This is a genomic window from Streptomyces sp. NPDC047000, assembly GCF_040644295.1.
Taxonomy (GTDB): domain Bacteria; phylum Actinomycetota; class Actinomycetes; order Streptomycetales; family Streptomycetaceae; genus Streptomyces.
This window is the reverse complement of the sequence record NZ_JBEYWE010000002.1, coordinates 278,734-291,161: the sequence shown is the minus strand read 5'-3', so window position 1 is coordinate 291,161 and position 12,428 is coordinate 278,734. Positions and strand designations below refer to the sequence as shown.

Here is a 12,428-nt window from a genome sequence, read left to right as displayed (position 1 = left end):
GCGCAGGCCATTGTCAGTGGGCTGGGGTAGCTTCCGAAGGGCTGGGACGGGCGCGCACAGGCGCCGCAGGGAACGGGTGCACGGGGTGAGTGGACGATGGGCGACGGCACCGCGACGACGAGCACGACGACGGGGACGGACAACGGCCTGGAGGCCGCGCTGGAGAAGCACCGGACCGAGCTGACCGGGTACTGCTACCGGATGCTCGGTTCCGCCTTCGAGGCGGAGGACGCGGTGCAGGACACCCTGATCCGCGCGTGGAAGGGCTACGACAGGTTCGAGGGCCGCTCCAGTCTGCGGTCCTGGCTGTACCGGATCGCGACCAACGTCTGCCTGGACATGCTCACGGCGGGCAGCAAGCGGGCGCGGCCGGTGGACCTCGGCGAGTCCACCCCGCTGGCGCGGGCCGCCCTCGCGCCGCGTCCGGACAGCACCTGGCTGGAGCCGATGCCGGACGCCCGGATGCTTCCGGCGCGGGAGGACCCGGCGGAGGCGGCGGTCGCCAAGGAGTCGGTGCGGCTGGCGTTCATGGCGGCGTTGCAGACGCTGCCGCCGAAGCAGCGGGCGGTGCTGATCCTGCGGGAGGTGCTGGCGTGGCGGGCGAGCGAGGTCGCCGAGCTGCTGGGCACGTCGGTCGCGTCGGTCAACAGCGCGCTCCAGCGGGCCCGTGCGACGCTCTCCGAGCGCTCGGACCGGGCGGAGCTCGCCGCCGTCTCCGACCCTCTCGACGAGGAGCAGCAGAAGCTCCTGGAGCGCTATGTGGCGGCCTTCGAGGGCTACGACATGACCGCGCTGACGGCGCTGCTGCACGAGGACGCGGTGATGACGATGCCGCCGTTCGACCTGTGGCTGACCGGGCACGCCGACATCACGGGCTTCATGACCACCCTGGGCTCCGCCTGCGCGGGCTCACGCCTGCTGCCGGTCGAGGTGAACGGTCTGCCGGGCTTCGCCCAGTACAAGCCGGACCCGGAGGAGGGCGGCTTCGCGCCGTGGTCGATCCAGGTGCTGGAGATATCAGGGGGCCGGCTCACCGGGTTCCACTTCTTCCTGGACACCGCGCGCTGGTTCCCCCTGTTCGGCCTCCCCCTCCACCTCGATCCGCAGCCCGACGAGACCGAGCAGCGCGCGTAGGTCCCCACCGGGGTTCCGGAGCCGTATCCGCCCCCCGCCCCGCCGAGCGGCCAGCTCCATGCGCGCCAGCACGTCGACGTGCCGCAGCCGGGCCTGCCCGAGTCCGGCGGCCTCCACCATGACGACCCCGGTGCCGCCGCGTGCGAGCAGTGCCCGCACCTCGTCACAGAGCCCGGCCCCCTCGTCCACGGCGAGGTGCCGTCGCAGCACGAGCACAGCGGGTGTCCTGGCATCCACCTGCGGTAGACCGCAGGAGGAGGCACTACTCATCGGGGGTGGCCGGCGGTGCTATGCGGCTGGGAACTCGCTCGTGTCGATGACCAGGTCGAAGGGGGCCGGGAGTTTGATCGGCTCACCGAACTTGGCGGTGACGAGGGGGCGGTAGACGTCGCCCTGCGGGTCACCGTAGAGGATCGCGGTGGGGCCGTCGGGGGCCCAGCGATCGACCAGGAGGTACAGCGGGACACCCGCACTGGCGTAGGCCGCAGGCTTGCTGACGCGGTCGTGGCGGGCGTTGGACTTGGAGGTGACCTCGACGACCAGTTCGGCCAGGGCTGCCGGAATGTGGGTTTCCGCCTCGGAGTCCTCATGCGCCGGGGCCACCACCAGGTCCGGGATCAGCATGCCGAGGCGGGACGGTACGGCGATGGCCAGGGTCTGGAAGATCTCCCAGTCCTGGGGGATGACGGAGTACAGACGGCGCTGGATGCGGGCCGCGATCAGGTTGTGGCGGTAGGCGGGCGCAGGTGACACGGTGATGATCCCCTCGATGATCTCCACCTTGCTGCCCTCGGGCCATTCCATCTCCTCCCAGAACCGGACGAGGTCGTCCCAGCTCTGCTCGGGGTCCTGGCTCACGGTGAGTGCGCTCATGGCGGTCTCCAATCGGTGCGTCACCGATCCCAGCATGCCGAACGGAATCGGCGGAGGTCCACCGATCCCGTTCACCCGAAAGAGTTTTCCCCTGGTCAGGGGGTTGATCAGGCGATTCTCTCCAGCACCACCGGCGACGCGGTGAACGCCGTTCCCGGGGCCGCGATGTCGTAGGAGCCCTCGATGGACGCGAGGGCGTAGGCGAAGCGGTCCGGGGTGTCGGTGTGGAGGGTGAGGAGGGGCTGACCGGCGGTCACCGGGTCGCCGGGCTTGGCGTGGAGTTCGACGCCGGCGCCCGCCTGCACCGGGTCCTCCTTGCGGGCGCGGCCCGCGCCGAGGCGCCAGGCGGCGACGCCGATGCCGTAGGCGTCGAGGCGGGTGAGGACGCCGGAGGCGGGGGCGGTGACGACGTGCTGTTCACGGGCCACGGGGAGCCCGGCGTCGGGGTCGCCGCCCTGGGCGGCGATCATGCGGCGCCAGACGTCCATCGCCGAGCCGTCGGCCAGCGCCTTCGCCGGGTCGGCGTCCTTCAGACCGGCCGCGTCGAGCATCTCGCGGGCCAGGGCGAGGGTGAGTTCGACGACGTCGGCCGGGCCGCCGCCCGCGAGGACCTCGACGGACTCGCGGACCTCCAGGGCGTTTCCGGCGGTGAGGCCGAGGGGCGTGGACATGTCGGTGAGCAGGGCGACCGTCCGTACGCCGTGGTCGGTGCCGAGGCCGACCATCGTGGCGGCCAGCTCACGGGCGTCCTCGATCGTCTTCATGAAGGCGCCGGTGCCGGTCTTCACGTCGAGGACCAGGGAGCCGGTGCCCTCGGCGATCTTCTTCGACATGATGGACGACGCGATCAGCGGGATCGCCTCGACGGTGCCGGTGACGTCGCGCAGCGCGTAGAGCTTCTTGTCGGCGGGGGCGAGGCCGTCGCCGGCCGCGCAGATCACCGCGCCGGTGGTGTCGAGGACGTGCAGCATCTCCTCGTTGGAGAGCAGGGCGCGCCAGCCGGGGATCGACTCCAGCTTGTCCAGCGTGCCGCCGGTGTGGCCGAGGCCGCGGCCGGACAGCTGGGGGACGGCCGCGCCGCAGGCCGCGACGAGCGGGGCGAGCGGGAGGGTGATCTTGTCGCCGACACCGCCCGTGGAGTGCTTGTCGGCCGTGGGGCGGGACAGGGACGCGAAGTCCATGCGCTCGCCGGAGGCGATCATGGCCGCCGTCCAGCGGGCGATCTCGCGGCGGTTCATGCCGTTGAGCAGGACGGCCATGGCGAGCGCGGACATCTGCTCGTCGGCGACCTCGCCGCGGGTGTAGGCGTCGATGACCCAGTCGATCTGCGCGTCGGTCAGCTCACCGCGGTCCCGCTTGGTGCGGATGACGGAGATGGCGTCCATGGCCATGAGGGGGGTCCTTTGGGGGGTGCGAAGGGTGCGGCCCCTCCGGGGCGGGGTGTCTCGGAGGGGCCGCGCGGGAGTCACGGGGGTCACTTGGTGAGGTGGTCCGGGCCGAAGGCCTGGGGCAGCATCTCGGAGAGCGGGAGGATGCCCGCCGGCGTGTCGAGCAGCAGGCCGGGGCCGCCGAACTCGTAGAGCAGCTGGCGGCAGCGCCCGCACGGTACGAGGCTGCGGCCGTCGCCGTCGACGCAGGTGAAGTGCGTCAGCCGGCCGCCGCCGGTGCGCTGAAGCTCCGAGACGAGCCCGCACTCGGCGCACAGGCCGAGGCCGTAGGAGGCGTTCTCGACGTTGCAGCCGGAGACCGTGCGGCCGTCGTCGACCAGTGCGGCGGCCCCGACCGGATAGCCGGAGTACGGCGCGTAGGCGTGGGACATGGCCTCGCGGGCCACGGCGCGCAGGGCGTCCCAGCCCTCCCGGCCGTCCCGGCCGTCCCGGTCGGCGCCGGCCGCGGCGGTCACTTGCCCTGTCCCTTCCGGTACGGCAGGCCGTCCGCCTTCGGCATCCTGAGGGACTGCGCGGACAGCGACAGCACCAGCAGGGTGACGAGGTACGGGGTGGCGGAGACGACCTGGCGCGGGACCTCGTTGGTGAACGAGTACCAGAGGAACATGCCGACGGCGACCACGGCGGTCGTCACGGCGGGGACGTACTTCTTGCGCCACGCGAGGTAGGCCGCGCCGAACACCAGCAGGATGGCCAGCAGCAGGATCAGCGCGTGCACGTTGACCGTGCCGCCGCGCAGGTTGAGGCTGTCGGTGTAGCCGAACAGGCCCGCGCCGAGGGCGAGGCCGCCCGGCATCCAGTTGCCGAAGATCATCGCGGCGAGGCCGATGTAGCCGCGGCCCGCGGTCTGGCCGTCGAGGTAGACGTTGGACGCGACGATCGACAGGAACGCGCCGCCGAGGCCCGCGAAGCCGCCGGAGATCACCACGGCGATGTACTTGTACTTGTAGACGTTGACGCCGAGGGACTCCGCGGCGACCGGGTTCTCGCCGCAGGAGCGCAGCCTCAGGCCGAAGGAGGTCCGCCACAGCACCCACCAGGTGGCGGGTACCAGGGCGACGGCGATGACGGTGAGCGGCGACAGGTCGGTGACCAGACCGCCGATCAGGCCGGCGAGGTCGGAGATCAGGAACCAGTGCTTGTCGTTGAGGTCGGTCAGCCAGGTCGACAGGCCGGGGATGTCGAAGGTGCCCAGCGAGTCGATCGGCGGGGACTGCTTGGCGGAGCCCTGCGGGGCGTCGGCGAAGGTGAACTTCGACAGGTAGCGGGTGGTGCCGAGGGCGAGGATGTTCAGCGCCACACCGGAGACGATGTGGTTGACGTTGAACGTGACGGTGGCGACGGCGTGCAGCAGCGCGCCCAGCGCACCGCCGACGATGCCGAAGACGACGCCGGTCCACGGGCCCCACTGGTAGCCGGCCCAGGCGCCGAACCAGGTGCCGAGGATCATCATGCCCTCGAGGCCGATGTTGACGACGCCGGAACGCTCGGACCACAGGCCGCCGAGGCCGGCGAGGCCGATGGGCACGGCCAGCCGCAGCGCGGTGGACATCTGTCCGGTGGAGGTGATGCCGTCCGCGCCGGTGATCAGGCGGACGATCGAGGTCAGGACCAGTACGCCCGCGATGACCAGCAGGAGCACGGGGAGCGAGAGCCGGCGGCTGCCCCGGGCGGGCTGCTGGGCCTTGGGCTCGGCCACGGTCGCGGTGGACATCAGGCCGCCACCTCCTTCGTCTGGGAGTTGTTCTGGGCGGCCGCGGCGAGTTCGGCGCCGACGCGGCTCTGCTGGCGGCGCAGGCCCCACTGCCGTACGGCCTCGTAGGAGATGACGACCGCGAACACGATCAGGCCCTCCATGATCGTGGCGATCTCCTTCTCGTACGGGGTCGGAGACGCGAAGTCGAGGGCCGGGGACGCCTTCTCGAGGAAGGCCCACAGCAGCGCGGCCAGGGCGATGCCGCCGGGGTTGTTGCGGCCGAGCAGGGCGATGCCGATGGCGGTGAAGCCGAGGCCGGCCGGGAAGCTCAGGCTGTAGGTGTGGGTGTCGCCGAGCAGCAGCGGCAGGCCGGCGAGGCCGGCGACCGCGCCGGAGATCAGCATGGACACCAGCACCATGCGTTTGGCGTCGACGCCGGAGGCCGCGGCGGCGGTCTCGGAGGCGCCGGTGGCGCGCAGGTCGAAGCCGAAGCGGGTGCGGTTGAGGACGACCCAGTACAGGACGCCGAGCAGCACCGCGAGGAAGACCAGGCCGTAGATCTCGCCCGCGCCGGAGCCCATGCTGATGCCGGGGATCCAGCCGGACTTGTGCATGGTGCCGGTGGTCATGTTGTCGCCGACCCGTACGCCCCACACGTCGGCGAGGGTGACGTAGCCGATGACGCTGGTGGCGATGGCGTTCAGCATGATGGTCGCGACGACCTCGCTGACGCCCCGGGTGACCTTCAGGACGCCCGCGATACCGGCCCAGAAGGCGCCGGTGAGCATGGCGACCAGCAGGAGCAGCGGCACCTGGAGCGCGGCGGGCAGGCTGACGTTGGCGCCGACCACGGCGGTCATCACGGCGGCGAGGCGGTACTGGCCGTCGACGCCGATGTTGAACAGGTTCATGCGGAAGCCGAGGGCGACCGCGATGGCGGCGATGTAGTACAGCGACGCCTGGTTGATGATCAGCACCTGGACGTCGGAGTACGACAGCTGCTGGAGCATCAGCCGGTACGGCTCGATGGGGCTGCGGTCGGAGGCCAGCAGCACGATCGAGGTGAGCGCGATCGCCAGGACCATCGCGATGACCGGTCCGGCCACCGCGAGGAGCACCCGCTCCTTGTCGAACTTCTTCATCGGTCCTCGTCCTCGGTGGCGGCTTCGTCGCCTGCTTCGGCGCCGTCTTCGGTGTGCTCCAGGTGGCCGGTCGCGGCGCCGGTCATGGCGGAGCCGAGCTCCTCGGGGGTGACGGTGGCCGGGTCGGCGTCGGCCACGAGCCTGCCGTCGAAGATGACGCGCAGGGTGTCCGACAGGCCGATCAGCTCGTCGAGGTCGGCGGAGATCAGCAGCACCGCCAGGCCCTCGCGGCGGGCGGCGCGGATGTGGTCCCAGATGGCGGCCTGGGCGCCGACGTCCACACCGCGGGTGGGGTGGGAGGCGATCAGGAACTTCGGGTCGTGGCTCATCTCGCGGCCGACGATCAGCTTCTGCTGGTTGCCGCCGGACAGGGAGCCCGCGGTGACGTCGATGCCGGGGGTGCGTACGTCGTACTCCTCGACGATGCGCCGGGTGTCGTCCTGGGCTCCCTTCGGGTCGAGCCAGAAACCCTTGGCGTTGGGGCGCTCGGTGACATGGCCGAGGATGCGGTTCTCCCAGAGCGGGGACTCCAGCAGCAGGCCGTGCCGGTGGCGGTCCTCGGGGATGTAGGCGATGCCCTTCTCGCGGCGCTTGCGGGTGGCCCAGGAGGTGATCTCCTCGCCCTGGAAGAGGATCTGCCCGGAGTCGGCGCCCTTGAGGCCGATCAGCGCCTCGACGAGTTCGGTCTGGCCGTTGCCCTCGACGCCGGCGATGCCCATGACCTCACCGGCGTGGATGGTGAAGGTCACGTCGTCCAGGACCCGCTTGGGGCCGTCGGTGACGACGACGGTCTCGGTGAGGGCGGTCTCGGTGAGGACGCTGCCCGCGGTGGTGCTGCCGCCCCGCGTGGTGGCGAGCTCGGGCTCCGCCGCTTCGCCGAGGGAGGCGCCCGCGGCGTACACGGTGAGGTTCCTGACCTCGACGACGGCCCGGTCGGTGACGGTCGACTCGGCGGTCTCCGGGGTCGGCAGCTCGCTGCCGACCATCATCTCGGCGAGCTGGCGCGGGGTGGTCTCGGCGGGTACGGCGGTGCCGACGGTGGTGCCGCGCCGGATGACGGTGATGTCGTCGGCGACCGACAGCACCTCGCCCAGCTTGTGGGAGATGAAGATGACGGCGAGGCCCTCGGCCTTCAGCTCGCGCAGGTTGTCGAAGAGGGCGTCGACCTCCTGCGGGACCAGCACCGCGGTCGGCTCGTCGAGGATGAGGGTGCGGGCGCCGCGGAAGAGGACCTTGAGGATCTCGACGCGCTGCCGGGCGGCGACCCCGAGGTGCTCGACCAGCAGGTCGGGCCGGACGCCGAGGCCGTAGCGGTCGGAGATCTCCTTGATCTTCCTGCGGGCGCCGGCGCCGATGCCGTGGAGCTTCTCGCTGCCGAGGACGACGTTCTCGAGGACGGTGAGGTTGTCGGCCAGCATGAAGTGCTGGTGCACCATGCCGATGCCGCGGGCGATGGCGTCGGCGGGGCTGTGGAAGACGACCTCCTGGCCGTCCACGGCGATGGTGCCCTCGTCCGGCTTCTGCATGCCGTAGAGGATCTTCATCAGGGTCGACTTGCCGGCGCCGTTCTCACCGACCAGGGCGTGCACGGTGCCTTTTCGGACAGAGAGGTGGATGTCGCTGTTGGCGACGACACCCGGGAACCTCTTGGTGATTCCCGTCAGCTCCACCGCGACGGTCGATCCGGCGGTGAGCGGAGGGCTGCTGGACGCGTCGATGGCGCACTCTCCTGGGGAAAGGGGCCACTCTACGCGCGTAGCGCCCCTGCTTTAAATAAACCCGGTCCGGATCGATCGTTTTCAGTCTCGATCCGTCCCGAGCATTCTGCCGCGCAGACGGGGCGCGGGGAGAGAATCCTCCCCACACCCCGTTCCGTCTCCATGACGCCGCTGCCACAGCGCCGTTCCGGCCGGGGGCGGACCGGATGGGCCTCCGGCCGCCCCGTGACCTTGTGCCGAGCGTGCCGCCCTGTGCTCCGGTGCGGAGGTCAGGAGGACTTGACGGTGATGGAACCGCTCTTGATGCCGGCCTCGGCCTTCGTCAGCGCGGCCTGCAGCTCCGCGTTGTTCTTGAAGGTCGGGTTGGAGTCGGCCAGACCGACGCCGCCGTTCTCCAGCGAGCCGCGGACCTCACCGCTCAGCGGCTTCTTGTCCTTGATGACGGACTTGGCGAGGTCGTACACCGCGCCCTCGACGTTCTTCAGGGCCGAGGTGAGGATGGAGCTCTTGTACTTCGCCAGCGCCGCCTGGTTGTACTGGTCGGAGTCGACGCCGATCGCCCACACCTTGTGCGCGGCGGCGGCCTTGATGACGCCCTGGCCGGAAAGGCCCGCGGCCGCGTAGACCACGTCCGCCTTGTCGCCGATCATGCCCTCGGCGGCGGTCTCGCCCTTGTCGGGGCTGGAGAAGCCGCCCTCGGCCGCGGTCTGGGTCAGGTACTGCGACTTGACGGTGACGTTCTTCTTGGTGTCCTTGACGCCCTGCTCGAAGCCGGCCTGGAACTTGTGGATCAGCGGGACGTCCACACCGCCGATGAAGCCGACCGTGTTGGTCTTGGTGGTGAGGGCGGCGGCGACACCCGCGAGGTAGGAGGACTGCTCCTCGTGGAACACCATGTCGGCGACGTTGCCGGCCTTGATGGTGTTGTCGTCGATGATGCCGAAGGTGACCTTGGGGAACTTCGCCGCGGCTTCCTTGACGGCCGGCGCGTAGGCGAAGCCCACGCCGATCACCGGGTTGTAGCCGGACTTGGCGAGCGTCTCCAGACGCTGCACCTTGTCGGCGTCGGACTCGTTGTCCTGCGGCTCGACATCACGGCCGCTGACGCCGAAGTCCTTCTCCGCCTTCTGGAAACCGGCATAGGCGGAGTCGTTGAACGACTGGTCGCCCCTGCCGCCGACGTCGTACGCGAGACCAATGCCCTTGGACTTCCCGCTTCCGCCGGTGGACTCGCTGGACGAGCTGCCACATGCGGAAACGGTGACGGCAAGGGCGGCGGTTGCGATGCCCGCAACCGCGATTCGGGACACCCGGTGCATGGAAGTTGCTCCTTTGTGCATGCGCCCTTACCAGGCGCTGATTCCGCCGCAGCGTAACGCGCGTAGACGAGCGGGAAAAACCCATCTGTCCGGTCCGTTACCGAGCTGTGGCCGCAGCGACTCCCAGAGTACGGAACGCGCCGTGCCCCTCGCGCGAGGCAAGGGGCACGGCGGGGAGAACCCTGCCCGACCGGCCCGGGCGGAGCCTCCTCCCCCGGGCCGACGGCTGTGACCTCGCCGTCCGCGAGGTCCCGCGCATCGGCGACCGCGACCTCACCGGCGACGCCGTCCTGTCCGTCGGCCGGCCGCCGCCTCGTGGTCGGCGCCGTCGTGGCGGTCGGCCGGGCGTCGCCCGTCGGGCGTGTCCTACTTGGCGGCGACCGTGACCTTGCCGGTGATGATGTCCTGCTTGGCCTTCTCGACCGCGGCCACCACGTCCTTCATGGCCTGGTACTTCGGGTTGGTGTCGGCGAAGCCCACGCCGCCCGTCTTGAGGGTGCCCTCGACGAGTCCGCTCTCCGGCTTGCCGTCGACGACGGACTTGACGAGGTCGTAGACCGCGCCGCCGACGTTCTTCAGGGCGGAACCGAGAATGTGGTCCTTGTAAGCGGCCAGCGCGGACTGCTGGTACTGGTCGGAGTCGACACCGATCGCCCACGCCTTGGCGGCCGCGGCGGCCTGGATGACACCCTGGCCGGAGAGGCCCGCCGCGTGGTAGATCACGTCGGCGCCGGCGTCCAGCTGGCCCTGGGCGGCGGCCTTGCCCTTGTCGGGGCTGGCGAAGCCGCCCTCGGCCGCGGTCTGGGTCAGATACTGCGACTCGATCTTGATCTTCGGGTCGACCGACTTGGCGCCCTGGTCGAAGCCCGCCTCGAAGGTGTGGATGAGGGGGATGTCCACGCCGCCGATGAAGCCGATGTGGTCCTTCTTGGTGGCGGAGGCGGCGGCGACACCGGCGAGGTACGACGACTGCTCGGCCGCGAAGACCATGTCGGCGACGTTGTCCGCCTTGATCGTGGAGTCGTCGATCATGCCGAAGGTGATCTTCGGGTACTTCGCCGCGACGGCCTTGACGGCGGGGGCGTAGGAGTAGCCGACGCCGATGATCGGGTTGTAGCCCGACTTGGCCAGGGTCTCCAGGCGCTGGATCTTGTCGGCGTCGGACTCGTTGTCCTGCGGCTCGACGTCCCGGCCGCCGATCTTGAACTCCTTCTCGGCCTTCTGGAAGCCCTGGTAGGCGGCGTCGTTGAAGGACTGGTCACCCTTGCCGCCGATGTCGTAGGCCAGGCCTATGCCCTTGCCGGCGTACTTGCCGTCCTTGGACGGGGCGGGTGCGGACTCGCTGCTGGACTTGCCGCATCCGGCGGCCGCGAGGGCGACGACGGCCACGGTCACCGCGGCGCGGGAGAACCCCGTCCTGCGAGAGTTCCTCCGAGAGATCAGACGCACAGCAAGTACCCCTTCGTCCCCACGGCACCGTCACCGGACCGCGTCCCCAACTGGCCGCCGCTGAAGGCGATTTCGGCGCACAGTAACGCGCGTAGAAGGGGAGGGGAACGGGGTTCCGCCCGGCCGTTACCGATTCGTGCCGACCTCCGGTTACAGGCGGCGCAACCCGGTTACGAGGGGATGACACAAGGGGACACGGAGGTGCGGATCGGGCACCTCCGCGTCCCCTGCCGACGCACCGGTGTCAGGCGTCCGCCGCGTACATCAGCGCCGCCGCCGTGAAGAGCTCCACGCCGACCGTGATCGCCGATTCGTCGGCGTCGAAGTCGCCCTGGTGGAGGTCGCGGACGGTGCGCTCGCCCGGGGTGCGGACGCCGAGGCGGGCGAGGGCGCCGGGGACCTGCTCCAGGTACCAGGAGAAGTCCTCGCCGCCGAGGCTCTGCTCGGTGTCCTCCACGGTGGCCGCGCCGCGCCGCAGGGTCTGGGCGTCCCGGAGCAGCTCGGTCATACCGGGGGCGTTGACCACCGGCGGCACCCCGCGGACGTAGTTGATCTCGGACTTGGCGCCGTGCAGGTTGGCCACCTCGTCGATGGCGGCGACCACGATGTCCGGCGCCGTGCGCCACGCCTCGATGTCCAGGCACCGTACGGTTCCGGACAGTTCGGCGTGCTGCGGGATGACGTTGGGCGCGTGGCCGGACTCGATACGGCCCCAGGTGACGGCGAGACCGGCGCGGGTGTCGACGCGGCGGCCGACCACGGCGGGCACGTCGGTGACCACCCGGGCGGCGGCAGTGACCAGGTCGGTGGTGAGGTGCGGGCGGGCGGTGTGGCCGCCGGGTCCGTCGAGCGCGACCTCCAGGCGGTCGCAGGCGGAGGTGATGGGGCCCTGCCGCAGACCGATCCGCCCGGCGTCGACGCGGGGGTCGCAGTGCACCGCGAGGATGCCGCCCACCCCTTCCAGCACGCCGGCCGCGATGGCGTCCACGGCACCGCCGGGCAGCACCTCCTCGGCGGGCTGGAACACCAGGCGCACCGGCCGCGGCAGCCGTCCCTCGCGGTGCAGCCGCGCGAGCACCAGACCGGCGCCCAGGACGACCGTGGTGTGCACGTCGTGGCCGCAGGCGTGGGCCCGGTCGGGCACGGTGGAGCGGTAGGGGCACTCGCTCTTCGCGTCGGGGATCGGCAGCGCGTCGATGTCCGCCCGCAGGGCCAGGACGGGGGTGCCGGACGCGGCGCTCCCGTCCGCCCCGGTGTCCCCGATGTCTCCGATGTCACAGACGAGACCGGTGCCGATGCCGAGTACGCGCGGGCGGAGGCCCGCCTTCTCGAGGCGCGCCTTGATGACGGCCGTCGTGCGGAACTCCTGGTTGCCGAGTTCGGGATGCATGTGCAGGTCGCGCCGGAACGCGACGAGCTCGGCGAACAGTTCTTCGCTCAGGATGCCGGGGAGGGGCGCTGCGTCCCCGGGCGATTCGGCCTCGGACTCTCGGGACATCAATTGGTTCACCCTCTGAAGGGTAGGACGCCAAGGCGGCCGGCTGACCCGTGATCAGCAAAACTTCAGCCCCTCAGGGGAAGAAAAACTGGCCGTCCCAGGCATGGCTGCCGGATGAGATGGGTAAACTCGCGCCTCCCAGGCCGAGTCG

General features: G+C 70.7%; 11 protein-coding genes. 2 read left to right on the top strand and 9 right to left on the bottom strand.

What is annotated here, in order from left to right; all coding sequences use genetic code 11:
- Positions 1-96 precede the first annotated feature (96 nt).
- Both ABZ862_RS04635 and ABZ862_RS04630 read left to right on the top strand, forming a co-directional pair.
- Positions 97-1,134: a sigma-70 family RNA polymerase sigma factor gene (locus ABZ862_RS04635; RefSeq protein WP_360952144.1), complete on the top strand. Its 1,038-nt coding sequence runs from the start codon at positions 97-99 to the stop codon at positions 1,132-1,134.
- A 78-nt stretch (positions 1,135-1,212) separates the two neighbouring features.
- Positions 1,213-1,380: a hypothetical protein gene (locus ABZ862_RS04630; protein WP_360952141.1), complete on the top strand. Its 168-nt coding sequence runs from the start codon at positions 1,213-1,215 to the stop codon at positions 1,378-1,380.
- A gap of 42 nt (positions 1,381-1,422) precedes the next feature.
- On the opposite strand, the gene ABZ862_RS04625 is transcribed toward ABZ862_RS04630, so the two are convergent.
- The 9 genes from ABZ862_RS04625 to ABZ862_RS04585 form a co-directional block, all read right to left on the bottom strand.
- A complete protein-coding gene (locus ABZ862_RS04625; RefSeq protein ID WP_360952139.1) occupies positions 1,423-2,007 on the bottom strand; it encodes a Uma2 family endonuclease in 585 nt (194 codons plus the stop codon).
- A 107-nt stretch (positions 2,008-2,114) separates the two neighbouring features.
- Positions 2,115-3,398, bottom strand: a complete 1,284-nt coding sequence (locus ABZ862_RS04620; protein WP_360952136.1) for a thymidine phosphorylase — start codon at positions 3,396-3,398, stop codon at positions 2,115-2,117.
- An 83-nt stretch (positions 3,399-3,481) separates the two neighbouring features.
- Positions 3,482-3,910 carry a cytidine deaminase gene (locus ABZ862_RS04615; RefSeq protein WP_360952133.1) on the bottom strand — a complete coding sequence of 143 codons (429 nt, stop codon included), beginning with the start codon at positions 3,908-3,910 and terminating at the stop codon, positions 3,482-3,484.
- On the bottom strand, positions 3,907-5,169 hold the full coding sequence (locus ABZ862_RS04610) for an ABC transporter permease (protein ID WP_360952130.1): 1,263 nt from the start codon (positions 5,167-5,169) through the stop codon (positions 3,907-3,909). Before ABZ862_RS04610 ends, ABZ862_RS04615 begins: the two co-directional genes overlap by 4 nt.
- Entirely contained in the window at positions 5,169-6,293 is a 1,125-nt protein-coding gene (locus tag ABZ862_RS04605; RefSeq protein WP_360952127.1) for an ABC transporter permease, read from the bottom strand. Before ABZ862_RS04605 ends, ABZ862_RS04610 begins: the two co-directional genes overlap by 1 nt.
- Complete coding sequence (locus tag ABZ862_RS04600; protein WP_360952124.1) at positions 6,290-7,963, bottom strand: ABC transporter ATP-binding protein; 1,674 nt, start codon at positions 7,961-7,963, stop codon at positions 6,290-6,292. Before ABZ862_RS04600 ends, ABZ862_RS04605 begins: the two co-directional genes overlap by 4 nt.
- A 317-nt stretch (positions 7,964-8,280) precedes the next feature.
- On the bottom strand, positions 8,281-9,330 hold the full coding sequence (locus ABZ862_RS04595) for a BMP family ABC transporter substrate-binding protein (RefSeq protein ID WP_360952121.1): 1,050 nt from the start codon (positions 9,328-9,330) through the stop codon (positions 8,281-8,283).
- Positions 9,331-9,696: 366 nt separating this feature from the next.
- Positions 9,697-10,725 (bottom strand): BMP family ABC transporter substrate-binding protein, encoded by a 1,029-nt coding sequence (locus tag ABZ862_RS04590; RefSeq protein ID WP_360953074.1) that lies wholly within the window; start codon positions 10,723-10,725, stop codon positions 9,697-9,699.
- Positions 10,726-11,023: 298 nt separating this feature from the next.
- Positions 11,024-12,277: an amidohydrolase gene (locus tag ABZ862_RS04585; RefSeq protein WP_360953071.1), complete on the bottom strand. Its 1,254-nt coding sequence runs from the start codon at positions 12,275-12,277 to the stop codon at positions 11,024-11,026.
- Positions 12,278-12,428: the final 151 nt, after the last annotated feature.